Origin of the sequence: Kribbella sp. NPDC051718 (assembly GCF_040681515.1) — a bacterium.
Lineage (GTDB): Bacteria > Actinomycetota > Actinomycetes > Propionibacteriales > Kribbellaceae > Kribbella.
Window position 1 is genome coordinate 1292370 of sequence record NZ_JBFAYZ010000001.1, and the last position, 26669, is coordinate 1319038.

The window sequence follows — 26669 nt, forward strand, 5'->3', positions numbered from 1 at the left end:
CCTGACATTCACCGTTGGCCGGCGGTCACCAGGCCCGCGTCGTAGGCGAGGATGACGGCCTGGACCCGGTCGCGCAGGCCGGTCTTCGCGAGCATCCGGCTGACGTGGGTCTTGACCGTATGTTCGGTCAGGTGCAGCCCGGCCGCGATCTCCGCATTGGAGTTGCCCTTGGCAACCAAGATGAGCACCTCGCGTTCGCGGGCAGTCAGTACGTCGAGCTGCGCCGCGACCGACGGGTCGAGGCTGTTGTCGGCGAAGCGGTCGATCAGGCGGCGGGTCACCGGTGGCGCCAGGAGTGCGTCGCCGGCCGCGATCACGCGGACCGCGTTGATCAGTTCGTCGCGGGACGAGCGCTTGAGCAGGAAGCCGCTGGCACCGGCCCGCAGGGCGTCGTACACGTACTCGTCGAGGTCGAAGGTGGTCAGGATCAGAACTCGGGGCGCGTTCACCGTTGCGGCGAGGCGGCGGGTCGCCTCGATCCCGTCCATCACAGGCATCCGGACGTCCATCAGCACGACCCCGAGGTCGAGCACCGCGGCCGCCTTCCGGATCGCATCCGCTCCGTCGACGGCCTGCGCGACGACCTCGATATCCGGCTGCCCGTCCAGAATCATCGCGATCCCGTCCCGCACCAGATCCTGGTCGTCCACCACCATCACCTTGATCGGCGGCCGCACGTCCCCAACGATCGCCACAGACCCGTCACTCACCGAGCCGCCTCCGCACTAGCCGCTCCAGCACCCTCCGCGCTCGGCGCGCTGGTGTCCTCTGCCGGCGGAGCAGGCGGCGCCGTGGCGCCGGCGACTGGCAGCCAGGCCTCTACGGCAGTGCCGGCGCCTGGCGCCGTGCGGATGTCGAGGCTCCCGTGGTGGATGCGCACCCGCTCGCGCATTCCGGCGAGCCCGTGACGACTGCCCTTGCGGGCCGCCGCGAGGTCGAAGCCGTTCCCGTCATCCGTCACCGTGACAGCGATGCCCTCGGTGCTGATCTTCACCGCCACCTTCGCTCCCGTCGCCTCGGCATGTTTGGCCACGTTGGTCAACGCCTCCTGCACCAGCCGGTACGCCGTGAGCTGGTGCCCCACCGGTGGTACATCGGGATCACCGTCCAACTCCAACTCGACCGCGAGCCGGTCGTGCGACACATCCCGCACCAACTGCCTGAGCTCGGCCAGCCCAGGCTGCGGCGCCAACTGTGGATCCGGCACCCCGTCAGCATCCCGCAACGCCGACAACAACCGGTCCAACTCGCCGAGCGCCCGCCGCCCGGTGTCGCCGATCCGCTGGAACCCCTCCAGCACGTCCCGATCCCCACGCCGCAACAGATCCGGCCCGGTCTCCGCCTGGATCACCATCAGATTGACCGCGTGTGCCACCACGTCGTGCAGATCCCGCGCGATGTTCGACCGCTCGGTGAGCACGACCTGCGCCGCATCCTGCTCCTCACTCCGCCGCTCCAACTCGGCCTCACGCGCCGCGGCAGCCCGGTTCCGGCGATAGAGCCGGGCCAGTACGCCGGCAGCGACCGCCAGCGCCAACGCCGCCGACAGCAAGGCCGGCCACTGGTGATCGACCATGATCTCGTACGGGAAGTTCCGCTCCCGCCCGGTGAAGCCGTCCCAGTCCAGATACCCCTTCAGCTTGGGGAAGATGAGCTTCATCTGCGAGTACCGGATCAGCTCGGCGACGACCGGCAAGGCCCCCAGTACAGCCGTTGCTACCGGCAACGACAGCCGGATCCGCTGAGTGGAGGCCAGCGAGTACAGAGCGACCGCCAACGCCCCGACCACACTCCAGCTGAACGACGTCTGCCAGTACGCGAGCAACGCCCCGATCGCGAGCACCACCACGGGCACGACCGGCCACTTACGCCGAAGTACCAGCGTCAGAGCCGAGAACGCGATGCCGTAGGTCATCCAGCCGGGAGCGCTCCACCAAAGCCCTTTGCCGAGATCCAGGCCGAGGTCCAGCAGGATCAGCGAGGTGGCCGCCATCGCCAGCACCGCATCGAGCGCGACCGTCGCCGGTACGAAAGTACGAAGATCCTCCAGGCGTCCCCGCGCACCACGCTCGACCACCGCGCGCCGACGGACGAGCCGATCGACCACGCCCAGCACGCACACCGCGAAGAGCGCGATCGACAGCCAGATCGGCCACTCCATCGACAGGATCCGGCTGTAGCTCGGAGAGAAATCCGATGCGGAATCCGACAGACTCGGGTACTCGACAGCCCCGTCGTAGATGGCCGGAAAGAGCCTGTCTGCCACGAATCCCCAGCTGACCTTGACCGCGATCGGCAGCCCGGTGATCACCGCACCGGCCACCAACGCCGTGACGACCCGGCACCGCGAAGCCAACGACCACAGCGCGAGCGCCGTCCCGCCCAGCAGCACGAAGTCGACCCCGCCCACCACCACCGAGCAGAAAGTCCCCAGCAACAGCCCCGCCGACGCCAGCACCGGATCCACCCGCCGGACAGCGATCAACGCAGGCGCAACCGCCATGAACAACTGAACCGCCAGCGACGCGTGCGTCCAGCCCCCATGCACCTTGATCAGCTGCACCTGAGTGATCGCCAGCCCGATGACCGCCAGTGCGATGTCGGAGTTCTTGCTTGCCAGGAAGGCTTTGAGTCGGGGGATCATGCGTTGGCCTGTTCTTCGGAGTACGGGAGCAGGGCGCTGATCGTCGTACCGGTATCTGGGTCGGAGCTGATCGTGAGGGTGCCGTCGTGGACGCGGACCCGTTCGCGCATACCGGTCAGACCGTGCCGGCCGTCGGCCGGGCTGGTCGGGTCGAAGCCCTGCCCGTCATCGGTGATCCACACGGCGAGCCCGGCGGCGCTCACCTCGACCAGCACCCGTACTGCGCTCGCTCGTGCGTGCTTGACCACATTGGTCAGGGCCTCCTGCACCAGCCGGTACGCCGTGAGCTGCACGCCGTCCGGGATTCCATCGGGCTCGCCGCGCAACTCCAAGCTGACCGGCAGACCCTGCTCGGACAGGCCGTCGGTCAACGCCCGCAGGTCCTTCAGCCCCGGCTGAGGGGTCAGCGCTGGATCCGGTACGCCGTGCGCGTCGCGCAGCGCCGAAAGCATCCGGTCCAGCTCACCCAACGCCTTGCGGCCGGCGTCGCCGATGCGCTGGAACCCTTGCAGCACATCACCTTGTTCGCGCTGGACCAGGTCGGGCCCGGTCTCGGCCTGGATCACGATCAGGTTCACGTGATGGGCGACCACGTCATGCAGATCACGCGCGATCTGCGACCGGCCTTCCAGGAGTACCTGGACCTGTTCGCGTTCCTGGTTCTGCTTGACCAGCTCGGACTCCCGAACCGCGGCCAGCCGGTTCTCCCGACCCATCCGCACCAGCAGACCGACAGCCCAGGCGGCGAGCATCAACGCCGACAACCAGACCGGCCAGGACGGCCAGGTCCGGAGCATCCACTCCTTGTCTCCATCGAGGTCGCCGACGTCGGTGACCAGCCGGGCGATCGGTTTGCCCGCGACCAGCCGGCTCAGCACCGGAAGCGCGACGAGACCGCTCGCCGCCACCGACAGTGACTGTGGCCACGGGCGCCAGACACCGAGCGAGTAGAGCGCGACGGCGAGGGCAGGGGTCAGCACCCAATGGGCCTGGGTCACCGGATAGGTGAGCAGGCCGGTGAGCCCGAGGATCACGCTGGGGATCTCGGGAGCGACTCGACGCAAGGTCAGCGAGGCGGGGGCAGCGCAGGCGACCAGCAAGAGCTCGTGCCGGGCTCCGGCCCAGGCCCACTGCGTTTCCTGGCTCCTGTTCGCGGTGATGTCGTAGACCATCGCCGCGACCAGGGCGCCGGCCAGCAGCCCGTCCAGCCAGAGCCGGTTGGCCGGGTCGGTCAGGAATCGCCGGATCGAGGGCAGAGAGGGTCCACTCACCTGTTCATTCTGCGACTTGACAGGGGGCTGCGCCGTCACTCTTTGGAGTGATGGTCTGTTGCGATCGGTCATCCGTTGCAGTGAGCAAGGAAGGCTCTTGACGGCGATGTGGCGGGTGGGGTCCGGCGACGAGGCTCGAAAACATGACCACAAGTCCCGTTCTCGAGCCGGTGAAGACCCGGAATCTGCTGCCCTACTTCGCCCTGCGGGCGGTCGCGATCGTCGCCCTCTGTGTGGCGCTCTGGCCGCCGTCGTCGTCGATGTCCGACCTGCGCGTGTACTACGCGGCAGCCAAGGGCTTCGTCGACGGCGAGGACATCTACACGATCCACCACAAGTACCCGGGGATGGGCCTCGGCTTCACCTATCCACCGTTCGCGGCGATGATCATGGCCCCGCTGGCGATCGGCGAGCACTTCGCCAGGCTGCTGATGACCATGCTGTCGGCCATCTCGCTCCTGACGATCGCCTTGGTCACCGTACGTACGGTCCGGCCGCGCTGGTCCCGGGACCGCGCACTCGTCGCGGGGCTGAGCTTCGCGGCGCTGGGCCTGCTGCTCGAGCCGGTGCGGTCGACCTTCGGGATGGGGCAGATCAACCTGGTCCTGCTGGCCCTGCTGCTGGTCGATCTGCTCGGCTACACCCCTCGCCGGTTCCGTGGCGTGCTGGTCGGTGTTGCCACCGGCATCAAACTGACGCCGGGCATCTTCATCGTCTTCCTGCTGGTCACCAAGCGCTTCCGCGAGGCAGCCGTCGCCACAGCGGCGACCGCCGGCACCCTGCTGCTCGGCTACCTCGTGATGCCCGGCCCGACAGTCGACTTCTGGACCCGCTACATCTTCGACCCGGGTCGCCCGGGTCCGGCGCACTACATCAGCAACCAGTCGATTCGCGGCGCGATCGCCCGGATCACTCACGGCTCCACCATGACCGCACCATTTTGGTTGCTCGGAGCAATGATCATCGGTACCGCCGGATTGCTGATCGCCCGTCGCCTGTACGGCGCCGGCCGACCGCTGGACGCCTTGGTGGCGACCGGGTTCACCGGGCTGCTCGTCTCGCCGATCTCCTGGTCGAACCACTGGGTCTGGGCCCTCCCGGCTGTCGCGATGGTGTGGTCGTGGGCTGCTCGGAGTACGGCGATGAAGGTGTTCGCCGGTGCGTGGACGGTCGTCTTCCTGATCGGACTGCCGTGGCTGGCGCCGTGGGCACACGACCAGGAGTTCCACCACACGTTCCCCCAGGCGCTGGTCGGCAACTCCTACGCGCTCTCCGCAATCGCCTTGCTGGTAACAGGTCTGCTCACTGCGCCCGACCGGAAAGTGATCGGATGAAAGCGACCTACCACCGCCTGGTGCTACTCCTGGGACTGGCAGTTCTTCTCACCCCGCTGCTGTACTTCAGCTGGTCCGGCAACGTTGATCTGAACGTCTACCAAACCGGCGGCTATGCCTACCTCCACAACATCAGCCTCTACTCGGAAGAATTCGGGCAACACGTCCCCTGGATCGCACTCCCCTTCACCTACCCGCCGATCGCCGCGGTGCTCTTCGTCCCGCTCCACCTGCTTCCGATGCCGCTGGCCGACCTCGCCATGTGTGTGGGCAGCGCGGCGGCCCTGACCGCGACCACGCTGGTGATCGCCTACCGGCTCCGCGGGTGGGACAAGCCGGCCATCATGCTCGGTCTTGCGGCTACCGTCGCGGCGTTCGCCTTCGAACCGATCCGGTCGACGATCGGCTTCGGCCAGATCAACCTGATGCTGATGGCGCTGGTGGCACTGGACTGCCTACTGCCGCAGACCCGCTGGCCGCGCGGCGCGCTGGTCGGGCTCGCGGCGGCGATCAAGCTCACGCCCGCCGTGTTCGTGGTCTATTTCCTGGTACGCCGTCAGTACCGCGAGGCGGCCGTCGCGATGGCGACCTTCGTCGGGGTGGGGGTGCTCGGGTTCGCACTCGCACCGACCGACTCCGCGAAGTACTGGTTCGGGGTGCTGCTCGACCCGGATCGGATCGGCGGGGCGACCTACGCCTACAACCAGAACTACCAGGCGATGCTGAGCCGGGTGATGGCGGACGGTGCACTCCGCTCGCTCCTGTGGCTCGGTTTGGTGGCGGCAACCGGCGTACTGGCCGCGGTGGTCGCTCGCCGGGCTCGCGCGTCAGGTGACGACGTCCTCGCCCTACTGGCGATCGCCACCTGGGCCTGCTCTCCTCCCCCGTCAGCTGGTCCCACCACTGGGTATGGATCGTCCCCGCCGCCCTCTACTTCGTGCACCATCGCCACTGGCGGATGCTGATGGCAACCACTGTCTTCGCCATCGGACCGCACCAGTTGCTCGACCCGGAAGGCCGCCGCTGGTCCTGGCCCGAGCAGTTCCTCGGCGCCAGTTACGCAGTACTCGGGCTGGCCTTCCTCGTCGTGGTCGCGCTACCTCAGGCTTTGAACTCCGAGGCGCGGATCCGGTACACCTGCAGGTTGAGGTCGTAGTACTTGTCGGTCTCGCCGACCCACTCCATCCCGAGCCGGGTGGCGGTCGCGATGGCGCGTTTGTTGTTCGGCCGGGCGACCGCGAACAGCTCGTCGGTCGAGCCCTCGTCGAACGCGTACTTCATCAGCGCCCGGCTCGCCTCGCTCGCGAACCCGTTGCCCCAGGCGCTCGGCCGCAACTGCCAGCCGATCTCCAGGTCCTCCTCGTACGGCGGGAGCAGCCGGATCAGCAGCCCGCCGACCACCTCGCCGTCGTCCTTCCGGGTCACCGCCCAGCGGCCGGCCGGGACGACGAAGTTCGGCTGGGCCTCGATCCAGGCCTGCAGGATGACTCGCATGGTCGCGGCATCGGTGACCTTGTCGATCGCCGGCGACAACCACTGAGCCACATCGGCCGAGCCGTAGATCTCCAGCGCGGCGTCGGCATCGTCTTCTTCCCAGTCCCGGATCAGCAACCGGTCGGTCTGCAAGGTGAGCGTCACCTCGCCAGCGTATGCGGTGACCATGAACGTCAAAAGACAGAAGCCCCCGGACCGGGGTGGGTCCGGGGGCTCTGGCCGGGGCCGTCTGGGGGGACGGCACGCCCGGCACGGCCGGAGATCGTCTGGGGGAGAGACGTCTCCGGCCGGGGCCGGAGACACCTGGGGGGATTCAGTGTCTCCGGGCACCGGCAGCTTCTGGGGGAGAAGCCGCCGGCCGAAGCCGGGAGCCTCGCGGGGGTTGAGGCTCCCGGAAGTACAGTGCCCAAGTCCCTAACGCTGGCCCAGCTCCAGGGGCTGGGTGCGGATCCAGCGGGTGGTCGTCTGCTGGCGGCCCATGGCGATCACGTCGCCGGCCGGGCCCGCCGAGAACACCCGGCTGCGCTGGGTCTGCTGGCGGGAGACGCCGACGCCGCGCTGGACCTCGGCGAGCAGCTGGTTCACCCGGTGGCGCAGGCCTTCCACCTCCGACTGGAGGTCGAGGATGTGCCGGATCCCCGCCAGGTTCACCCCCTCCTCCTGCGACAGGTGCTGCACGTACCGCAGTTTCGCCACGTCGTACGCCGAGTAGCGCCGCCCGCGCCCACTCGCCCGGCTCGGCGTCACGAGCCCGAGCCGGTCGTACTGCCGCAGCGTCTGCGGGTGCATGCCGGCCAACTGCGCCGCCACCGAGATCACGTAGATCGGGGTGCGGTCGTCCCAGGTCGGCACCTGGTTGAACGGGATGCCCATCAGGAACTCCCGAACAACCCGGCGCGCAGATCCGGCTGTGCCGAGGCGGTGTTGAACTCCTGCAGCTTCTCGCGCTGCTCGTCGGTCAACTCGTGCGGCACCTGCACCTCGATGGTCAGCAACAGGTCACCCTTCGACCCGTCCCGGCGAACCGAGCCCTTACCGCGAACGCGCAGCTTGCTGCCGTTCGCCGTACCGGCCGGGATCCGGACCGTGACGGGCAGGCCGTCGAGGGTCGGGACCTTGATCTCGGCGCCCAGCGCGGCCTCGGTGAAGCTCACCGGTACCGCCAGGGTCAGGTGCTCACCCTGCCGGCCGAAGATCCGGTGCGCCTTGACGTGCACGCTCACGTAGAGATCCCCTGCGGGTCCACCACGCTCGCCTGCCGCGCCCTTGCCCTTGAGCCGGATCCGCTGACCGTCCTGCACGCCCGCGGGGATGCGGACCTGCATGGTCTTGCTCGACTGGCCGCGGCCGGAGCCGTGGCAGGTCTCGCAGGGCTGGTCGACGACCAGGCCACGACCCTTGCACTCGGTGCACGGCTCGGTCATCGCGAAGACGCCACCCTGGACCGAGGTCTGCATGCCCGTGCCTTCGCACTTCAGGCAGACCTTCGGCACGGTCCCGTACTTCGCCCCGGTGCCGCGGCACGTCTTGCAGGGCTCGTCGCTGGTCATCCGGAGTGCGACGGTGACACCGTTGACGGCCTCGGCGAACTCGATCGTCGCCTCGGTCTCGATGTCGGCGCCACGCCTCGGGCGGGCCGTCGAGGTGGTGGTCGTCGTACGGCCACCACCGCCGAACATGCCGCCGAGGATGTCCCCGAGACCACCGCCACCGCCACTGGCCTGGCCGCCCCGGTTGAACAGGTCGCCGACGTCGAAGCCGAATCCCTGTCCACCCTGCGCCCCGCCACTGCCCGGCATCCGGAAGCCACCACTGCCGAACAGCCGGCGTGCCTCGTCGTACTCCTTGCGCTTCTTGGTGTCCCCGACGACGTCGTACGCCTCGGAGACCTCCTTGAACTTGGCCTCGGCCGACGCGTCCCCGGCGTTGGAGTCCGGGTGGTACTTGCGCGCCAGCTTGCGGTAGGACTTCTTGATCTCGTCCTGCTCAGCCGTCTTGGAGACGCCGAGAACCTTGTAGAAGTCCTTCTCCAACCAGTCTTTCGTACTCATCGACGCCCCACCTCCTCGGGGAGAATCCCTTACTCCGTTGGCTTGTCGGCCTCGTCAGCGTCGGCCTGCTCGGCCGGGAGCTGCTCGGTCGGTTCGGAGACCGCGACCCGGGCCGCGCGCAGGATCCGCTCGCCGAGGCGGTACCCCGGTTGCATCACCAGCGTCGCGGTCGGACCGTCGACCTCGTCGGAATAGTTGTGCAGCAGGGCCTCGTGGATCCGCGGGTCGAAGGGATCCCCGACCTCGCCGTACTTCGTCAGGCCGAGCTTCTCGGTCACTCGCTCGACCGACTCGGCGACCGCCTTGAAGGCGCCCTCGAGCTCACCCGCCTCGCGGGCCCGGCCGATGTCGTCCAACGTCTGCAGCAGCTCGGTCAGCACCGATCCGATGACCAGTTCGCGGTTCGTCTCCCGGTCCCGGTCGACCCGGCGCTTGTAGTTCACGTACTCCGCCTGCAGTCGCTGCAGGTCGGCCGTACGCTCGGCAAGCGCCTCGGTCAGCAGGGCTTCCTGGGCCGACGGGCCGGCGATCAGGTCGGACGGATCACGCGGCGGCTGGGCACCCGGCGTACCGGGCATGCCCGGCCTTCCGGAGGTGCCGCCACCGGCCGCTCCCGGACCACCCGCGGGGTCCGCCGACTGCTCGGCGGGCTCCCGCAGGTTCCCGGTCTCGGGATCGATCCGGCGCTTGTCCCGGACGACGGGGTCACCGTCGCCGAACTCGCTGCCTGGGTCGCGATCGGTCACTTGTCGTCCTCTGGCCTAGAAGAATCACTCGGCTTGTCCTGGGGGCGCTCCTCGTCGACGATCTCGGCGTCGACGACACCGTCGTCGTCGTTGCTGTTCGCGTTGCTGTCGTCCGAGGACGCGCTCTCGTCAGAACCGCCGGCGGCCTGGGCGTTCGCGTACATCGCGGCACCCATCTTCTGGCTGGACTGGGACAGCTTCTCCGAGGCCGCCTTGATGGCCGCGTCGTCGGTGCCCTCGAGTGCCTTCTTCAGCTCCGCGACGCCGTCCTTGACCTCGGTCTTGACGTCGTCGGGGATCTTGTCCTCGTTCTCCTGCAGGAACTTCTCGGTCTGGTAGACCAGGCCCTCGGACTGGTTGCGGGACTCGACGGCCTCGCGGCGCAGCCGGTCCTCCTCGGCGTACTGCTCGGCGTCGCGGACCATCTGGTCGATGTCGGTCTTCGGCAGCGCGGAGCCACCGGTCACCGTCATCCGCTGCTCCTTGCCGGTGGCCAGGTCCTTGGCGTTGACGTGCACGATGCCGTTCGCGTCGATGTCGAAGGTGACCTCGATCTGCGGCACGTTGCGCGGCGCCGGCGGCAGGCCGGTCAGCTCGAAGTTGCCGAGCGACTTGTTGTCGCGGGCCATCTCGCGCTCGCCCTGGTAGACCTGGATCATCACCGACGGCTGGTTGTCCTCGGCGGTGGTGAAGATCTCCGAACCCTTGGTCGGGATCGTCGTGTTCCGCTCGATGATCTTGGTGAAGACGCCACCCTTGGTCTCGATGCCCAGGCTCAGCGGGGTCACGTCGAGCAGCAGGACGTCCTTGACCTCACCCTTCAGCACACCGGCCTGCAGGCTGGCGCCGACGGCGACGACCTCGTCCGGGTTGACGCCCTTGTTCGGGTCCTTGCCACCGGTCAGTTCCTTGACCAGCTCGGCCACCGCGGGCATCCGGGTGGAGCCACCGACGAGGATGACGTGGTCGACCTTCGACACGTCCACGCCGGCGTCCTTGATGACGGCCTTGAACGGCGCGCGGGCGCGCTCGAGCAGGTCGTTGGTGAGTTTTTGGAACTCGGCCCGGGAGAGCTTCTCCTCCAGGTGCAGCGGGCCGGAGTCGGTCAGGCTCAGGTACGGAAGGTGGATGCTCGTCTCGGCGGCGCTGGAGAGCTCGATCTTGGCCTTCTCAGCGGCCTCCTGCAGACGCTGCATGGCCATCTTGTCGCCGGACAGGTCGGTGCCGTTCTTGTTCTTGAACTGGGTCACCAGCCACTGGACGATCCGCAGGTCCCAGTCGTCACCACCGAGGTGGTTGTCACCACTGGTGGCCTTCACCTCGAAGACGCCGTCGCCGATCTCCAGCAGCGACACGTCGAAGGTGCCGCCACCGAGGTCGAAGACCAGGATGGTCTGCTCGGTGCCCTTGTCCAGGCCGTACGCCAGCGCGGCCGCGGTGGGCTCGTTGACGATCCGGTGCACGTTCAGACCGGCGATCTCGCCGGCTTCCTTGGTCGCCTGGCGCTGCGCGTCGGAGAAGTAGGCCGGCACGGTGATGACCGCGTCCGTGACCTGCTCCCCGAGGTACGCCTCGGCGTCCCGCTTCAGCTTCTGCAGCACGAAAGCGCTGATCTGCTGCGGGGTGAACTTCTTGCCGTCGATGCTGACCGACCAGTCCTCGCCCATGTGACGCTTGACGGACCGGATGGTGCGGTCGACGTTCGTGGTGGCCTGGCGCTTGGCCACCTCGCCGACCAGGACCTCGCCGTTCTTGGCGAAGGCCACGACCGAGGGCGTCGTGCGCGCTCCCTCGGCGTTGGGGATGACGGTGGGCTCGCCACCTTCCAGTACGGCGATGACGGAGTTCGTCGTACCGAGATCGATACCGACCGCGCGGGCCATGTGTGTTACCTCCACGAAGTTGAGTGATACAGACTCAAGTTTGCCTCCCGGCCTGTCCGGATTCAAATCGGACCGGAGGTCCAGATCCGCAGACTTGAGTTCACCTGGCTCAACATTGCACCACCACCGGTCCATTCCCAACCCCGGCCCCGGAATTTCAGGGTTCGGGCCCGGTAAGGCCCTGATCGGACCCCTGCCGCGGAAGGGTCTTCGCGTGGGAAGGTGTGCTCGTGAAACTCCGCCCCATGACGTCAGCCGACGAACCGGCCGTGCTCGCCCTGAACGCCGCCGCCGTCGAGCAGACGGACCCGCTGGGCCCCGACCGGCTGGACTGGCTCCGGCTGATCGCCGCCCACGCCGCCGTGGTGGAGATCGAGGGCGAGATCGCCGCCTTCGTCCTCACCTTCGTGCCCGGCTCCGCCCATGACTCCCTCGACTTCCAGTGGTTCGTCAACACCTACGCCGACCGCTTCCTGCACCTCGACCGGATCGTCGTCGCCGAGGCGCACCGCCGCCAGGGCGTCGCCACCGCGGTCTACCGCGCCGTCGAGCGGGCCGCCAAGCCGTACGACCGCCTGGTCGCCCGGGTCCAGTCCGACCCGCCCGACGATGCCTCCCTGGCCTTCCACGCCGCCCGCGGCTTCGTAGAGGTAGGCAAACTCCGCCGCCCCAACGGCACCACCAGCGCGATGCTCTCCAAGGAACTGGCCGACTAAAGCGTCCGTACGTCGAGCAGCGCTCTGATCGGCAGGTCATGGCGCAAACGGGGGTCCATCAGCCCGTCCACGATGACGGCGGCGCCGATCCACTGCGCGCCGCAGTCATCGACCAACTGCCGTACCACCCGAGCAGTCGCCCCGGTGTCGGCCCAGTCGTCCACCATCAGCACCCGGTCGCCGGCCCGCACCAGCTCGCGCCGGAAGCCGAAGTCGACGTGCCGATCCCGAAAGTCCGGCCCGGTCGTCCGCAGTACCCACCGATCGCTGTCATGGGCCGGCCCACCGTTCTTCCGCACCTCGACGAACCCGACCCCGAGCGCAGCCGCGGTCAACGCCCCAACCAGCGACCCTCGCGACACCGGCCCCAGGACCACGGTCGGCGTCGCCTCGTACAGGCTGCCCAGCGCCGGCCCGAGATCCTGGAGCAGCGCGGCATCACGCCACCACCCGGTCAGGTCGGCGTAGTTGCTTCAGGTCCCACCGTCGGTCTGCCACCGGAAGGCGTCGCGCAGCCTCCCGCTCACCTCGCCTGCCATTCGCTTGGTCATGTCTCCAGGGTGGTCGCTTGCCGCGTCGCGCGCACCGCATTTATCCGGAGGCGGACCGCCAGTCCATCAAAGGATGGTCGGTCCCGCGGCCGCACGGTGTGGCGCGCCGGATTCGGCGAGCATTGGTGGGGTGGCGGTCCGCCTGTGGACAACGGCCGACGCCTCACGGCGGAATCGGCCACCATCGTCAGATGCCGGTCGTCCAGCTCATTCGCTTGTCAGGTGGCACCGCGACCTTCGCCGAGTTGCGAGCATCGGCGTCCGGCCGTGCCATCCGCAACGCCCTCGCGGCCGGATCGATCCAGCGCGTAGCCAAGGGGGTGTACGCGCTGCCGCCGGCCGAAGACCCGGACGCGGCCGCTCGCGCCCAGGGCGGCGTCGTGTCGCATCTGAGCGCAGCTGTCCTGCACGGATTCGACGTGCTCGAGGCGCCGCCGACGACGCAGGTGACGGTCCCCCGGGGGCAACATCGACGCGCGAGCACACTCGCCTGTGCCCTGCATTGGGCGGACGACGTCCCGTCTCTCGACGGCAGGACGACCAGGTTGCGGACGGTCCTCGACTGCGCCCGGACCCTGGCGTTCGCAGACAGCCTCTGTGTGGCGGACTCGGCGCTCCACCAGGGCGCGATCCAGCGCGACCAACTGATTGCCGCAGCCGCCACCCTCTCCGGCCCCGGCAGTGCAGGCGCGAGGAGAGTCGCCGCTGCCGCCGACAGCAGGGCGGAATCTCCCCTGGAGTCCGTCCTCCGGGCAGTGCTCCTGGAGGCAGGCATCGACAGCTTCGTCCCGCAGTGGGTGGTCCAGGACGAGACCTTCTCGGCAAGGATCGACCTCGCCGACCCTGGCCGGCTGATCGCCCTGGAAGCCGACAGCTTCGCTCACCACAGCACTCGGCGCGCCCTCAGACGGGATTGCCGACGGCACACCAACCTGACGATCCGCGGCTGGCGCCTGCTCCGCTTCTCCTGGGAGGACGTGATGCTGGATTCGGAGTGGGTGGTCGACGTCGTCTTGCAGGCCCTCGGACCGCCACCCCATCAATCGGCCACCGGCTTGACGGTGGTACGCCGCTCGCGGCGCACGGCGAGCGGGGTTTGATGGCCTGGCGGTCCGCCGACCCCTACGCAGGCCGCCCCGCCACGAAGGTCTGGGTAACCAGCGGTACGCCGGGGCGGTAGGCGAGGTGGAGGTAGGAGGGGGCGTCCAGGACGGCCAGGTCGGCTCGGGCGCCTACGGTGAGGCGGCCGATGTCGGTACGCCGGAGCGCGGCGGCTCCGCCTGCGGTGGCTGACCAGAGGGCCTCGGCGGGGGTCATGCGCATCTCACGGACCGCCAGAGCGATGCAGAAGGGCATGGAGGAGGAGTAGCCGGAGCCCGGGTTGCAGTCGGTCGCCAGGGCCACCGTCACGCCTGCGTCCAGCAACCGCCGGGCGTCCGGGTACGGCGAGCGGGTGGAGAACTCGATCGCGGGGAGGAGGCCGGCTACGACACCGGCTGAGGCTAGAGCGTCCACATCCGCATCGGTCAGATACGTGCAGTGGTCGGCGGCGGCCGCACCGACCTCGCAGGCGATCTGTACGCCGGGGCCCTCGCCAAGTTGGTTGGCGTGGACGCGGGCCGACAACCCCGCCGCCTGGCCGGCTCGCAGGATGGCGCGGGCCTGGTCGGCGTCGAAGGCGCCTCGCTCGACGAAGACGTCCACCCATTTGGCGTGCTTGGCCGCGGCCGTCAGCATCGGCCCGGTCACCAGGTCGACATACGCCGCCGGATCGTCGGCGAACTCCGGCGCCACCACATGCGCCCCCAGGTACGTCGTCTCGACCGTGAAGCCCGAGGCGATCGCCAGCGAGCGCGCCTCGTCACCGACGGTCAGCCCGTAGCCCGACTTGATCTCCACCGACGTCGTCCCCTGCCGGCGCATCTCGGCGACCAGGCGAGCCACGTTCGCCGTCAACTGCTCGTCGGCGGCGGCACGGGTCGCGGCGACCGTCGTACGGATGCCACCCGCGCTGTACGGCTGCCCGCTCATCCGCGCCGCGAACTCCTCGGCGCGATCCCCGGCGAAGACCAGGTGCGAATGCGAGTCGACGAAGCCAGGGATGACCGCGCGGTCGCCACAGTCGGTCGAAGCATCCGCAGCAGGTGCCGCGCGACGCGAGCCGACCCAGGCGATCTTGCCGCCCTCGATCACCAGCGCCGCGTCGTGCAGCTCACCGAGCGGTCCGCCGTGCGCCGGATCGTTGGTCACCAGCGAACCGATCCCGGTCAGCAGGAGGGAGCTCATCGCGTCACCGCCTCGATCGAGGCGGCCAGCTCGGCACCGACCGCCAGCTTCACATGATTGCCCTCGGCCACAACCTGTACGCCCCCGACCACCACATCAGTCACATCTGCCGCCGACGCGGCGAAGACCGCGGTCTCCACCGACCCACCGGTCCCCGCCGTCCGCACACTGTCCAGCCGCAGCACGACCAGATCCGCCCGGGCGCCGACCTCGATCACCCCGGCGTCGCCGAACCCGATCGACCTATGCCCAGCCACTGTCGCCGCAGTCAACAGCTCGCCCGCCGACCAGTGCCCGCGCTCCTGCGACGCCAACCGCTCGTCGAGCTCGACGGCGCGCATCTCCTCGAACAGATCGATCACCGCGTGGCTGTCAGATCCCAACGTCAGCGGCGATCCCGCGGCCCGCAGCGCCACCGACGGACCGATGCCGTCGGCAAGGTCCCGCTCGGTCGTCGGACAGAAACACGAGTGCGTCCCGGTACTCCCGAGCAGCCCGACATCCACCGGAGTCAGGTGCGTCGCGTGCACCGCGCTCGTCCGCGGCCCGAGGAATCCGGACTCGTCCAGCAACTGCGAAGGAGTCCGCCCGTACGCCGCCAGGCAGGCCTCGTTCTCCGCCACCTGCTCAGACAGGTGTACATGCAAAGGGGCCCTGGGCAACGTATCGGCGACGGCCGTGAGCTGATCGTCCGGCACCCCACGCACCGAATGCGCCGCCGCCCCGATCACCACGTCGTCCGCTCCCCGAAGGTCGCGAACCCGAGCAGCCCAGCCCGCCGCATCCCCGTCACTGAAGCGTTTCTGCACCTCGTTCAACGGCTGATCGATGCCCCCGGCCACATAACACGTGTCCAGTAACGCGATCCGCAGCCCGGCATCCTGCGCCGCCGCGATCAAAGCCGAGCCCATCGCGTTCGGTTCGTCGTACCGCTGCCCGCCCGGCCCGTGATGGAGATAGTGGAACTCCCCGACCGACGTGATTCCGGCCAGCACCATCTCGCCATAGACCGCCCGCGCCAGCCGGTAGTAGCTGTCCGGCGTCAGCGCCGACGCCACCGAGTACATCTGCTCTCGCCAAGTCCAGAACGTCCCGCGCTCGGTCTGCGTGCGCCCCCGCAGGGCCCGATGGAAGGCGTGACTGTGACAGTTCGCCAACCCCGGAATCACCAACCCTGCAAGCTTTACAGCGTCATCGGCCTCAGCATCAGCGACAACTGAAGCGAACCGGCCGTCCACCACCTCGACCCGCACCGACGACGCGAGACCCGTTGGCAGCAAGGCTTGTGAGCACCAGTAAGCAGTCACCGCGCAAGCTCCTTCAACACCGTCGCCAACGCCTCGACCCCGGCCAGACAGTCGTCCATCTCGGCATGCTCGGCCGGCGAGTGCGAGATGCCGGTCGGATTCCGCACGAAGAGCATCGCCGTCGGGATCCCTGCATCGGAGAACACGCCCGCATCATGCCCGGCCCCGGTCGGCAACACCGGCGCATCATCCAGTACGCCGCTCAGCCGATCCCGCAACCCAGGCTGGAAGTCCACGACCGGCGAGACCGACTCCGGCACCATCTCAACCACGGTCCCATCCCGCTCAGCTCGCTCGGTCGCCTGCCTGGTGATTGCTGCCAGCAACGACTCCAGCACCTCCGCCGAAGCGGCCCGGGCATCAAGCCAGGCAGTCACCTGCGACGGTACTGCGTTAGTCCCGTTCGGCTCGACAGCTAGCCTGCCGAAGGTCGCCCGCGCACCCGCCAGCCGTGCCTGCTTGTTCGCCGCCAGGGCTGTCATCGCGTACGTCAGCATCGGGTCGTGCCGGTCCTCCATCAGGGTCGTACCGGCGTGGTTGGCCTCACCGGTGAAGGTGAACCGGAACCGCCCGTGCGGCCAGATCGAGCTCGCGACCCCGACCGGCGCGGTCAACGCCCGCCCTTGCTCGACATGCAGTTCGACGAACGTCCCCATCCGCGACAGCAACGACGACGGCCCCACCCGACTCGGGTCGACCTCGGCTCGCGACAGCGCGTCGTACAGGCTGACTCCGGTGCGATCCTGCAGGGCGAGCGCCTTCTCGGGCGTGAGTACGCCGGTGGCGATCCGGGAGCCGAGACAGGGCATCCCGAAGCGTGAGCCCTCCTCTTCGACGAACGCGCCGACACCGATCGGCACGGACGGTACGAAGCCCTCGGCACGCAGGCGGTCGACCGCCGACAATGCCGAGACGACCCCGAGCGGCCCGTCGAAGGCACCGCCGTCGATGACCGAGTCCAGGTGGCTACCGGTCACCACCCCTGGGGTGCCCTCCGACTGTGCTGAGGGCTCCCACCAGGCGACCAGGTTGCCGATGCCGTCGGATTCGACCGCCAGCCCGCGCTGGGCGCACTGGTCGAGGAACCAGGCGGTCGCCTCCCGTTCGGTCGGGGTCCAGCCGCCGCGGTGGTAGCCCCCGGTCGAGGGGTCTTTGCCGATCGCGGCAAGGTCCGCCCACAACTGCTCGAACGACGTCAACGCACAACTCCTCATCGATCACGACATGGCAAGGGGGTCGCCCGAACGAACCGTCGTCCCGGCGACCCCCTTCAGTTACCTCAGGACAGCGGGTTCTTGCTCAGCCAGTCGGTGGCGACCGCCTTCGCGGCCTCCTTGCCGACGTCGATCCGCTTGACCAGCTCGGTCAGCGACTCGGTGGTGAGCTTGGCCGACACCTTGTTCAGCACGTCGCTGATGTTGGCGGCGTTGTGGTCGGTCCGGATCAGCGGAACGATGTTGTTCGGCGGCAGGATGTTCTCCGGGTCCTCCAGCTGGACCCAGCCGTTGTCCGCGATCACCGACTGGGTGGTGAAGAAGTTCGACAGCTGGATCTGGTTGGTCTGCAGCGCCTTGGTGCTCAGCGGGCCGCCGGCGTCCAGCGTCTTGTACTCCTTGAACTCGACGCCGTACTTCTCCTTCAGCCCCTTCAGCCCGGCCTCGCGGACCTTGAACTCCGAGCTACCGCCGGCCACCATCTCCTTGGAGTGCGCCTTCAGGTCGGACAGCGACTTCAGGCTGTACTTGTCCGCGGTCGCCTTGTTCACCACGATGGTGTCCTCGTCGGCCGCCGGCGACTTGTCCAGCACCTCGAGCCCGGACGGCAGGGCCGCCTTCAGCGCGTTGTACGCCGCGTCGTCCTCGGTCTCGGTGGCGCCCTTCTTGAAGTAGTCCAGCGCCGCGCCGGTGTACTCCGGCAGCAGGTGCACCGAGCCGTCCTTGATCGCCGCCATGTACGTCTCGCGATTGCCGATGTTCTGCTGGTACTTGACGTCGACCCCCTTCGCGGCGAGCGCCTGGCCGTAGATCTCGGCCAGCAGCTGGCTCTCGGAGAAGTCGGCCGAGCCGACGGTGATGCTCTTCACCTCGTTCGGTGCGGACGTGTTGCCCGCGTCGCCACCGGACAGCGGATCGCCCCCACCCCCACAGGCAGCCAGACCGAGGACCGCGACCCCGGCAATCGCAGTACGGATGAGTGTGTTTCTCAACACGGGAGCCTCCAGGATTTCGATGGATACCGGCGAACGCCGCCGGTGTTCGGTGTCGAGGGATGGGTTCCGGCCATCAGTCGACCCGCAGTCCTTTGGAAACGGTGATCCGGCCGGCCAGCGCGAACAGCAGGTCGAGCAGGATCGCCAGCAGTGCCACCAGCAGCGCGCCGCTGAACATCTGCGGGAAGTCGCGCAGCTTCAGTCCGTCCACGACGTACCGGCCCAGTCCGCCGAGCGAGACCAGCGCGGCGATCGTCGCGGTGGAGACGATCTGCAGGGTGGCCGCGCGCAGACCGGAGATGATCAGCGGCAGCGCGATCGGGATCTCCACCTTGGTCAGGATCTCCCGACCGGTCATTCCCATCCCGCGCGCCGCGTCGATCGTGGCCGGATCGACACCGGACAGCCCGGCGTACGTCGAGGTCAGGATCGGTGGGATGCCGAGCGCGACCAGCGCGATCAGTACCGGCAGGAAGCCGATCTGGTTGGTCAGCAGCACCGCGATCATCAGCAACCCGAGGCTGGGCAGCGCCCGGGCCGCGTTGCCGATGTTGATCGCCAGGAACGCGCCCCGCCGGGTGTGCCCGATCCGCAGGCCGATCGGCAGGGCGATCAGCGCGGACAGGCCGAGAGCGGCGAAGGTGTACCAGATGTGCTGGATGATCCGGGCTGTGATGCCTTCCGGACCGGACCAGTTGAACGAGTCGAAGAGGTAGTCGAGCATCTCAGGCCTCCTGCACCGAGGTGACAACGCGGGCCCAGGGAGTCAGCACACGTTGCAGGGTGACGATCAGCAGGTCGGCCAGCAGCGCGAGTAGCAGGGACAGCACCACGCCGACCACGACCGGGGTGAGGAAGTCCTTCTGGAAGCCCAGCGTGAACAGCTCGCCGAGACCGCCGATGCCGATCACCGCGCCGACGCTGACCATCGAGATGTTCGCGACCGTGACGACTCGCAGACCGGCGAAGATCACCGGTACGGCGATCGGCAGGTCGATCGTCAGCAGCCGCCGGGCCGGGCCGTAGCCGACCGCGATGGCCGCCTGCCGGACGTCCGGCGGGACCGAGCGCAGGCCGTCGATCACGTTCCGGATCAGCAGCGAGACCGCGTAGATGGTCAGCGCGATGATGATGTTGATCCGGTCCAGCACCTTGGTTCCGAGCAGCACCGGAAGCACGATGAACAACGCGATCGAGGGCAGCGAGTAGAGCACGCCGCCGAGCGCGATCAGCGGGTTGGCCAGCCAGGCGAACCGGGTCGCCACGTAGCCGAGCGGGATCGCGATGATCAGGCCGAGGATCACCGGCAGGATCGCCAGGTAGATGTGCTCGCTGAGCTGCTCCCAGATCAGCGAGAGGTTGTCGCCGATCCAGGTCATGACCGCAGCGCTCCGGCGAGGATGTTGTGGTCGACGATGCCGATCGCCTTGCCGGTCTCGTCGACGCAGACGCCCTGCTGGGTCGGCGAGGTCAGCAACGAGTCCAGCGCGGCCCGCATCGAGTCGCTCTTGGTGAAGACCGGGCCGACCGGCAGAAGGTCCGCGGCGCCGTTCTTCCAGCCGGTCGGGCGGCCCGCGTCGTCCAGCACCAGCTCGGCCGGCAAGGGCCCGAACTCCAGCTGGTCGATCTGCAAGAACGTAAGGGCGCGGTAACCGCGATCCTGGCCGACGAAGCTCTCGACGAAGCCGTCGGCGGGATTGGCCAGCAGCTCCGACGGCGGGGCGAACTGGGCCAGCTTGCCGCCGACCTGGAGCACCGCGACGTTGTCACCGAGCTTGATCGCCTCGTCGATGTCGTGCGTGACGAACACGATCGTCTTGCCGATGTCGCGTTGCAGGCGGAGCAGTTCCTCCTGCAGCTGGTGCCGCACGATCGGGTCGACGGCGCTGAACGGCTCGTCCATCAGCATGATCTTGGGGTCGGCCGCCAGTGCGCGGGCGACGCCGACCCGTTGCTGCTGGCCACCGGACAGCTGGGCCGGATACCGCTCGGCCAGCTTGAGATCGAGGCCGACCCGCTCGAGCAGCTCCATCGCGGTGGCCCGGGTCTTCTTCTTGTCCCAGCCCAGCAGCTTCGGCACCGTGGCGACGTTGTCGACCACGGTCTTGTGCGGGAACAGCCCGGCATGCTGGATCACATAGCCGATCCCGCGTCGCAGGGTGACCGGATCGCCGGCGTTGATGTCCTCGCCGTCGATCGAGATCGTGCCGCTGCTGCGCTCGATCGTCCGGTTGATCATCCGCAACGAGGTGGTCTTGCCGCAGCCCGAAGGTCCGACGAACACGGTGATCTCGTTGCTCGGGATCCGCATGCTCAGCTTGTCCACGGCCACAGTGCCGTCGGGGTACTGCTTGGTGACGTCTTCGAACTCGATCATGGCGCCCCTTCGCGCTCGTCGGAGATCGCCCGAACGATCCTAGGGGACCGGGACCCCACTAACACGCGATTAGCGGGTATCTCGGTCCTTAAGAAAGTGCACCTTAGCGCTACGGATTGCCTCGGTCGCACTGTGCAGCGATCAGTTCTCCCGCATCGGGATCCTGACGCCTCGTTCAGCGGCTACTTCTTCTGCTCGTTCGTACCCGGCATCGACATGCCGAATCACACCCATGGCCGGATCGTTGCTCAGCACCCGTTCCAGCTTCTGCCGGGCCAGGTCGGTGCCGTCGGCAACCGATACCTGGCCGGCGTGGATCGACCGGCCCATGCCGACGCCGCCGCCGTGGTGGATGGAGACCCAGGAGGCGCCGCTGGCAACGTTCACCATCGCGTTCAGCAGCGGCCAGTCGGCGATCGCGTCCGAGCCGTCCAGCATGCCCTCGGTCTCCCGGTACGGCGAGGCGACGCTGCCGGTGTCGAGGTGGTCGCGGCCGATCACGATCGGCGCCTCCAGCTCACCCGAGGCGACCATGTCGTTGAACCGTACGCCGGCCTTGTCCCGCTCACCCTGGCCGAGCCAGCAGATCCGGGCCGGCAGGCCCTGGAAGGCCACCCGCTCCTGCGCCATCTTGATCCACCGGGTCAGGTGCTCGTTCTCGGGGAAGAGTTCGAGGATCGCCTGGTCGGTCTTGTGAATGTCCTTGGGGTTCCCGGACAGCGCCGCCCACCGGAACGGGCCCTTGCCCTCACAGAACAACGGCCGGATGTACGCCGGTACGAAGCCAGGGAACTCGAAAGCCCGGTTGTACCCGGCCTTCCGCGCCTCGTCCCGGATCGAGTTGCCGTAGTCGAACACCTCGGCGCCGGCGTCCTGGAAGCCGACCATCGCGGCGACGTGCCGAGCCATCGAGGCCTGCGCGCGCTCGGTGAAGCCGGCCGGGTCCTTCTCGCGGGCGGTCGTCCAGTCGTCGAAGTCCACGCCCACCGGCAGGTACATCAGCGGGTCGTGCGCCGAGGTCTGGTCGGTGACGATGTCGATCGGGGCGCCCAGCTCGAGCAGCTCCGGCACGATCACCGCGGCGTTGCCCAGCAGGCCGATCGACAGCGGCTTGCGAGCCTTCTTGGCCTCTTCGGCCAGCCGCAGCGCGTCACTCAGGTCCTTGGCCCGTACGTCGAGGTAGCGGTGCTCGATCCGGCGGTCGATCCGGCTGCCGTCGACGTCGATGCAGATCGCCACGCCGTCGTTCATCGTGACGGCCAGCGGCTGCGCACCGCCCATGCCACCGAGGCCGGCGGTCAGCGTGATGGTGCCGGCGAGCGTACCGCCGAACTTCTTGGCGGCGACCGCGGCGAACGTCTCGTAGGTGCCCTGCAGGATGCCCTGGGTGCCGATGTAGATCCACGAGCCGGCCGTCATCTGGCCGTACATCGTCAGGCCGAGCGCCTCGAGCCGGCGGAACTCCTCCCAGTTGGCCCAGTCGCCGACCAGGTTGGAGTTCGCGATCAGCACCCGCGGCGCCCACTCGTGCGTCTGCATGACACCAACCGGCTTGCCCGACTGCACCAGCATGGTCTCGTCGTTCTTCAACGTGGTCAGCGTTCTGACCATCGCGTCGAAGGAGTTCCAGTTACGCGCAGCCTTGCCGGTACCTCCGTAGACGACAAGCTCGTCGGGGTGCTCGGCGACCTCCGGGTCGAGGTTGTTCTGCAGCATCCGCAGGGCGGCTTCCTGCTGCCAGCCCTGGGCGGTGAGGGTGGTGCCGCGGGCGGCGCGAACGGGACGGGGTCCGGACATGTGTGATCCAGCCTCTCTAGTAGATACAGTCAGGAGAGCGGGCCGGTTACGGCCTCTACAGCGGACAAGTAGGTGCCGTCAGCAACAAGCTGGACGGAGTGTTCGATCTCTGGGGCGAGGTACCGGTCGGTACCAGGCCCTTCAACGTGCTCACGCAGCTTGCTCAGCACTGCGCCGGTGGCGGGTGAAGGCTCAAGCGGCGCACGCATGTCGAGTGCACGTGCAGCGGTCAGGATCTCGACCGCCAGAACTCTTTGCAGACCGTCGATGCTCTTGCGCAGCTTGCGTGCGGCCGCCCAGCCCATCGACACGTGGTCCTCTTGCATCGCGCTGCTTGGGATCGAGTCGACGCTGGCCGGTACTGCGAGCCGCTTGAGCTCGGACACGATCGCGGCCTGCGTGTACTGCGCGATCATGTGCCCGGAGTCGACGCCCGGATCGTCGGCCAGGAACGCGTTCAGACCATGGTTGCGCGCGACATCGAGGAACCGGTCCGTACGCCGTTCGCTGATGCTGGCCACGTCGGCGACGGCGATCGCGAGGAAGTCGAGCACGTAACCGACGGGCGCGCCGTGGAAGTTGCCGTTGGACTCGACCCGGCCGTCGGGCAGGACGACCGGGTTGTCGATCGCGGCGGAGAGCTCGTAGCCGGCGACTGATGCTGCGTGGGTGGCCGTGGCGCGAGCGGCGCCGTGTACCTGCGGCGAGCAGCGGAGTGAGTAGGCGTCCTGGACGCGGTTGCAGTCAGGGCCGCGGTGGCTTGCGACGATCCCGCTGTCGCTGAGTACCGCGCGCAGGTTGGCTGCCGAGTCGGCCTGCCCGGGGTAGGGGCGTAGTGCCTGCAGATCTGCGGCGAACACGCGATCGGTGGCGAGCTGGCCCTCGACGCTCATCGCGGCGGCGATGTCTGCCGTCTTGAGCAGCCGGTCGAGGTCGGCGAGCGCGAGCACCAGCATGCCGAGCATGCCGTCGGTGCCGTTGATCAGCGCGAGACCTTCTTTCTCGGCGAGGACGACCGGCTTGAGGCCGTGCTTCTTGAGCGCGTCGGCGGTGTCGAGCAGGTTGCCGTCGGCGTCGCGGACCTTGCCTTCACCCATGACCGCCAGCGCGACGTGAGAGAGGGGTGCGAGGTCGCCGGAGCAGCCGAGGCTGCCGTACTCGTGCACGACCGGGGTCAGCTGAGCGTTCAGCAGACCGGCGTACGCCTGAGCGGTCTCGACCTTCACGCCGGTACGACCGGTGGCGAGCGTCGACAGCCTGAGCAGCGCCAGTGCACGGATGACCTCGGTCTCGACCTCGGGGCCGGAGCCGGCCGCGTGCGACCGGATCAGGCTGCGCTGCAGCTGGGCCCGCAGCTCGGGCGCGATGTGCCGCGTCGCGAGCGCGCCGAATCCGGTGGAGACGCCGTAGTGGGGGGTGTCCGCATGCGCGAGCGCCTCGATCGCCGCCCGCGATTTGGCGATCTCCTCGAGCGCCTGGCCGTCGATCCGTACGGGCGCCCGGTAACGCGCCACCGCGACGACGTCCGCCGCACTGAGCGGCCCGACACCGACTGTCACTACCTGGGATGTTTGCCCCTGAGCTGTTTGCGTGGTCACCCGCCCATTGCACCGCGCCGTACCCCGCACCGATAGCACCGCCACCCCACCACATGTCTCAGACCCGAGACATCTGCAGCTCAGGGCGGATCCGCCGAGAAGACCCGGAGTGGAACTAGGGTCGGGGGATGGGGTTCGAGGTGCGGGTGGCTACGCCCGGTGACGCGGTGGGGATTGCTGGAGTTTGGGCTGCGGCGATGCCGCACCTGGTGAAGACGGCTCGGGGGATCGAGGCGGAGCTTCGGAAGACGACCACGCGGGTGGTGCTGATCGCGGTCGACGGTGATGCGGTGGTCGGGTACGGGAACAGCTACCGGCCGGCCGCCGCGGAGGTGGCGCCACGGGTGCGGATTACCGTGCAGGTGCCGCCGCTGGAGCGTGGACGCGGGATTGGGAGTGCGCTCGCCGAGAAGGTGTCTGCGGTGGCTGCGGAGGCGGGGGCGCACAAGTTGCTGACCGTTGTCGCCGACGAGGACGAGTCGAAGGTGTTCGCTGCGCGGCGTGGGTACGAGGTTGGGCGGCGGATGAGTCATTCGCGGGCCGAGCTGAGCGCAGTACCGGAGGCACATGCTGTGCCGGACGGGCTGCGGCTGGTTGATTACACCGGGGTCGACCCGCGCAGTCTGTGGGAGGCGCATGTGGCGGTCGCCGGGGACGATCCGAGCGGGTTGTCGCACATCTCGGCGTACGACGACTGGCTGAAGCACGACTGGGACCACCCGGATCTGCGCCTGGACCTGAGTGCCGCGGTGCTGGACGGCGACCAGGTCGTCTCGTTCGTGACGACGACGGCCGATCCCGAGCGCCGGGTGATCTGGTCCAACCTGACCGGTACCGTTCCGGCGTACCGGGGTCGCGGACTGGCGAAGGTGGTGAAGTCGGCTGCGCTCACGCGGAGTCGCGACGCGGGGTTCGAGCAGGCGTTCACCGGCAACGACGCGGCCAACAAGCCGATGCTCGCGGTCAACGAGTGGCTCGGCTACCGGGTAGCCGCTGCCGCCTGGACGGCCGAGAAGATGCTCGAGCCGATGGAGCAGGGGCGGTGACCCGATTTCTGCTGTCCGTGGCCTTCTTCGCGGTGCTGTCCATCGGGGTCGGATTCCTGCTGTCGGGTGACGACTTCTTCGACTGGGGGATGGCGCTCGGGCTGTTCGGGCTGGCCCTGCTGGGCGAGGGGCTGCGGTTCCGGATCCGGCGCGGACGCACCAAAGGCCGTCAATCGTCCGAAATCTGAGACGGGCGGGCTACTCTCACTGTTGTGAGCGGCAACGTTCCCGCCTCGACCCGCACTCTGCGGGTGCTGACGTTCCTGGCCACCCAGCCCGGACCGGTACCGATGGAGCGCATCGCCTCCGCGGTCGGACTGCCACGCTCTTCGACGTACCACTTGCTGAAAGCAATGATCAGCGAGGGCTTCGTGGTGCACCTGCCGGAGGAGAAGCGCTACGGCCTCGGCGTCGCCGCCTTCGAGATCGGCTCCGCGTACCTGCGCCACGACCCGCTCGAGCGGCTGGCCAGGCCGTTGCTCGCTCAACTCGTCGCCGAGGTCGGCCAAACCGCTCACCTGGGCGTGCTGCACGGACGCGAGCTCGTCTACCTCCTCAAGGAACAGCCCCCGCGGCCCGTCACCCTGGTCACTGACATCGGTGTACGCCTCCCAGCGACCCTGACCGCCTCCGGGCGCGCTCTCCTCGCCGCATTACCGCCGGCCCAGGTCCGCGCCCTGTTCCCCACTCCCGAGAGCTTCGTCCGCCGTACCGACCACGGCCCGCAGACCTTGAGTCAGCTCCGCCGCATCCTCGCGGACGAGAAGCGGCAGGGGTACGCCGTGGAGGACTCGCACATCACGCCAGGCGTCGCGTCGGTCGCGAGTGCGGCCGTCGACTATGCGGGGCATCCGGTGGCGGCGATCAGCATCAGCTTCCGCACGGACGCGGTCCCGGCCGGCGAACGGTTCCTGCTGGCCCGGCGGACCCGGCAGGCAGCGGACGCGCTGACGCGCCGCCTCAGCCACTGAAAAGGTCTGTGAACGCATTAAGGGCCACCCCTTGCGGGGTGGCCCTTAACAGTGTGAATGTCCGGCGACGTCCTACTCTCCCACGACCTACCGGTCGCAGTACCATCGGCGCTGTCAGGCTTAACTTCCAGGTTCGGAATGGAGACTGGGTGTTTCCCTGACGCTATGGTCACCGTAACTCTATAGAAATATCAACCAACCACACACACAGTCACTACGACTGGGGGTTGACCGTATTTCGGGAACCGTATAGCGGACGCGTTATCTTCGCAGCAAGTTTCTGTTGCCACACACGTGGTGTGGTGTTGAGACAAGCCCTCGGCCTATTAGTACCAGTCAGCTCCACACCTTACGGTGCTTCCACTTCTGGCCTATCAACCCAGTGGTC

General features: G+C 68.3%; 26 protein-coding genes and 2 rRNA genes. 8 read left to right on the plus strand and 20 right to left on the minus strand.

The window, feature by feature from the left end:
• Positions 1-8 precede the first annotated feature (8 nt).
• Genes AB0M15_RS06355 through AB0M15_RS06365 form a run of 3 tightly spaced genes read right to left on the minus strand, consistent with a single transcriptional unit; the run spans position 9 to position 3915 of the window.
• Positions 9-710 (minus strand): response regulator transcription factor, encoded by a 702-nt coding sequence (locus AB0M15_RS06355; protein WP_363814479.1) that lies wholly within the window; start codon positions 708-710, stop codon positions 9-11.
• Positions 707-2644, minus strand: coding sequence for an ATP-binding protein (locus AB0M15_RS06360; protein WP_363814481.1), 1938 nt, complete (start codon positions 2642-2644; stop codon positions 707-709). Before AB0M15_RS06360 ends, AB0M15_RS06355 begins: the two co-directional genes overlap by 4 nt.
• Positions 2641-3915: a sensor histidine kinase gene (locus AB0M15_RS06365; RefSeq protein ID WP_363814483.1), complete on the minus strand. Its 1275-nt coding sequence runs from the start codon at positions 3913-3915 to the stop codon at positions 2641-2643. Before AB0M15_RS06365 ends, AB0M15_RS06360 begins: the two co-directional genes overlap by 4 nt.
• Positions 3916-4058: 143 nt before the next feature.
• On the opposite strand from AB0M15_RS06365, the gene AB0M15_RS06370 reads away from it, so the two are divergent.
• From AB0M15_RS06370 to AB0M15_RS06380, 3 genes are read left to right on the plus strand one after another with little or no spacing between them, the layout of a single operon-like run.
• The gene (locus tag AB0M15_RS06370) at positions 4059-5249 is read left to right on the plus strand and encodes a glycosyltransferase 87 family protein (RefSeq protein WP_363814485.1); all 1191 of its coding nucleotides are present in this window, start codon (positions 4059-4061) and stop codon (positions 5247-5249) included.
• Positions 5246-6214, plus strand: coding sequence for a glycosyltransferase 87 family protein (locus tag AB0M15_RS06375; RefSeq protein WP_363814487.1), 969 nt, complete (start codon positions 5246-5248; stop codon positions 6212-6214). The genes AB0M15_RS06370 and AB0M15_RS06375 overlap by 4 nt, the downstream gene beginning before the upstream one ends.
• Positions 6214-6405 carry a hypothetical protein gene (locus AB0M15_RS06380; protein ID WP_363814489.1) on the plus strand — a complete coding sequence of 64 codons (192 nt, stop codon included), beginning with the start codon at positions 6214-6216 and terminating at the stop codon, positions 6403-6405. Before AB0M15_RS06375 ends, AB0M15_RS06380 begins: the two co-directional genes overlap by 1 nt.
• On the opposite strand, the gene AB0M15_RS06385 is transcribed toward AB0M15_RS06380, so the two are convergent.
• The 5 genes from AB0M15_RS06385 to dnaK form a co-directional block, all read right to left on the minus strand.
• The gene (locus AB0M15_RS06385) at positions 6351-6887 is read right to left on the minus strand and encodes a GNAT family N-acetyltransferase (RefSeq protein WP_363814491.1); all 537 of its coding nucleotides are present in this window, start codon (positions 6885-6887) and stop codon (positions 6351-6353) included. The genes AB0M15_RS06380 and AB0M15_RS06385 overlap by 55 nt on opposite strands.
• A 270-nt stretch (positions 6888-7157) precedes the next feature.
• A complete protein-coding gene (locus AB0M15_RS06390) occupies positions 7158-7616 on the minus strand; it encodes a helix-turn-helix transcriptional regulator (protein WP_363814493.1) in 459 nt (152 codons plus the stop codon).
• A complete protein-coding gene (dnaJ, locus tag AB0M15_RS06395; RefSeq protein ID WP_363814495.1) occupies positions 7616-8794 on the minus strand; it encodes a molecular chaperone DnaJ in 1179 nt (392 codons plus the stop codon). The genes AB0M15_RS06390 and dnaJ overlap by 1 nt, the downstream gene beginning before the upstream one ends.
• A 29-nt stretch (positions 8795-8823) precedes the next feature.
• Complete coding sequence (gene grpE, locus AB0M15_RS06400; RefSeq protein ID WP_363814497.1) at positions 8824-9540, minus strand: nucleotide exchange factor GrpE; 717 nt, start codon at positions 9538-9540, stop codon at positions 8824-8826.
• Positions 9537-11423 (minus strand): molecular chaperone DnaK, encoded by a 1887-nt coding sequence (gene dnaK / locus AB0M15_RS06405; protein WP_363814499.1) that lies wholly within the window; start codon positions 11421-11423, stop codon positions 9537-9539. Before dnaK ends, grpE begins: the two co-directional genes overlap by 4 nt.
• Before the next feature lie 245 nt (positions 11424-11668).
• On the opposite strand from dnaK, the gene AB0M15_RS06410 reads away from it, so the two are divergent.
• Positions 11669-12139 (plus strand): GNAT family N-acetyltransferase, encoded by a 471-nt coding sequence (locus AB0M15_RS06410; protein WP_363814501.1) that lies wholly within the window; start codon positions 11669-11671, stop codon positions 12137-12139.
• Here AB0M15_RS06410 and AB0M15_RS06415 read toward each other — a convergent pair.
• Positions 12136-12597 carry a phosphoribosyltransferase family protein gene (locus AB0M15_RS06415; protein ID WP_363814591.1) on the minus strand — a complete coding sequence of 154 codons (462 nt, stop codon included), beginning with the start codon at positions 12595-12597 and terminating at the stop codon, positions 12136-12138. The genes AB0M15_RS06410 and AB0M15_RS06415 overlap by 4 nt on opposite strands.
• Positions 12598-12881: 284 nt before the next feature.
• Between AB0M15_RS06415 and AB0M15_RS06420 the strand changes: the two genes are divergently transcribed.
• Positions 12882-13790 carry a type IV toxin-antitoxin system AbiEi family antitoxin domain-containing protein gene (locus AB0M15_RS06420; protein ID WP_363814503.1) on the plus strand — a complete coding sequence of 303 codons (909 nt, stop codon included), beginning with the start codon at positions 12882-12884 and terminating at the stop codon, positions 13788-13790.
• A gap of 22 nt (positions 13791-13812) precedes the next feature.
• On the opposite strand, the gene hutI is transcribed toward AB0M15_RS06420, so the two are convergent.
• From hutI to hutH, 9 genes are all read right to left on the minus strand, one after another.
• The gene (hutI, locus tag AB0M15_RS06425) at positions 13813-14976 is read right to left on the minus strand and encodes an imidazolonepropionase (RefSeq protein ID WP_363814505.1); all 1164 of its coding nucleotides are present in this window, start codon (positions 14974-14976) and stop codon (positions 13813-13815) included.
• Entirely contained in the window at positions 14973-16283 is a 1311-nt protein-coding gene (locus AB0M15_RS06430) for a formimidoylglutamate deiminase (protein WP_363814507.1), read from the minus strand. The genes hutI and AB0M15_RS06430 overlap by 4 nt, the downstream gene beginning before the upstream one ends.
• Positions 16280-17482, minus strand: a complete 1203-nt coding sequence (locus AB0M15_RS06435; RefSeq protein WP_363814509.1) for an allantoate amidohydrolase — start codon at positions 17480-17482, stop codon at positions 16280-16282. The genes AB0M15_RS06430 and AB0M15_RS06435 overlap by 4 nt, the downstream gene beginning before the upstream one ends.
• Positions 17483-17562: 80 nt before the next feature.
• On the minus strand, positions 17563-18492 hold the full coding sequence (locus AB0M15_RS06440; protein ID WP_363814511.1) for an ABC transporter substrate-binding protein: 930 nt from the start codon (positions 18490-18492) through the stop codon (positions 17563-17565).
• Between the two features lie 73 nt (positions 18493-18565).
• Positions 18566-19216, minus strand: coding sequence for an ABC transporter permease (locus tag AB0M15_RS06445; RefSeq protein WP_363814513.1), 651 nt, complete (start codon positions 19214-19216; stop codon positions 18566-18568).
• Position 19217: 1 nt separating this feature from the next.
• Entirely contained in the window at positions 19218-19871 is a 654-nt protein-coding gene (locus AB0M15_RS06450; protein ID WP_363814515.1) for an ABC transporter permease, read from the minus strand.
• Positions 19868-20869 carry an ATP-binding cassette domain-containing protein gene (locus AB0M15_RS06455; RefSeq protein WP_363814517.1) on the minus strand — a complete coding sequence of 334 codons (1002 nt, stop codon included), beginning with the start codon at positions 20867-20869 and terminating at the stop codon, positions 19868-19870. The genes AB0M15_RS06450 and AB0M15_RS06455 overlap by 4 nt, the downstream gene beginning before the upstream one ends.
• A 141-nt stretch (positions 20870-21010) precedes the next feature.
• Positions 21011-22666, minus strand: a complete 1656-nt coding sequence (hutU, locus tag AB0M15_RS06460) for a urocanate hydratase (RefSeq protein WP_363814519.1) — start codon at positions 22664-22666, stop codon at positions 21011-21013.
• 29 nt (positions 22667-22695) lie between these two features.
• Positions 22696-24225, minus strand: coding sequence for a histidine ammonia-lyase (hutH, locus tag AB0M15_RS06465; protein WP_363814521.1), 1530 nt, complete (start codon positions 24223-24225; stop codon positions 22696-22698).
• A 167-nt stretch (positions 24226-24392) separates the two neighbouring features.
• Here hutH and AB0M15_RS06470 point away from each other — a divergent pair, with 167 nt between their 5' ends.
• From AB0M15_RS06470 to AB0M15_RS06480, 3 genes are read left to right on the plus strand one after another with little or no spacing between them, the layout of a single operon-like run.
• The gene (locus AB0M15_RS06470; protein WP_363814523.1) at positions 24393-25310 is read left to right on the plus strand and encodes a GNAT family N-acetyltransferase; all 918 of its coding nucleotides are present in this window, start codon (positions 24393-24395) and stop codon (positions 25308-25310) included.
• The gene (locus tag AB0M15_RS06475; protein ID WP_363814525.1) at positions 25307-25498 is read left to right on the plus strand and encodes a hypothetical protein; all 192 of its coding nucleotides are present in this window, start codon (positions 25307-25309) and stop codon (positions 25496-25498) included. Before AB0M15_RS06470 ends, AB0M15_RS06475 begins: the two co-directional genes overlap by 4 nt.
• A 24-nt stretch (positions 25499-25522) precedes the next feature.
• Positions 25523-26281, plus strand: a complete 759-nt coding sequence (locus tag AB0M15_RS06480; RefSeq protein WP_343974427.1) for an IclR family transcriptional regulator — start codon at positions 25523-25525, stop codon at positions 26279-26281.
• A 59-nt stretch (positions 26282-26340) separates the two neighbouring features.
• Here the strand turns inward: AB0M15_RS06480 and rrf are convergent.
• Positions 26341-26458 (minus strand): 5S ribosomal RNA (gene rrf, locus AB0M15_RS06485).
• A 129-nt stretch (positions 26459-26587) separates the two neighbouring features.
• Positions 26588-26669, minus strand: a 23S ribosomal RNA gene (locus tag AB0M15_RS06490); the annotation flags it as partial.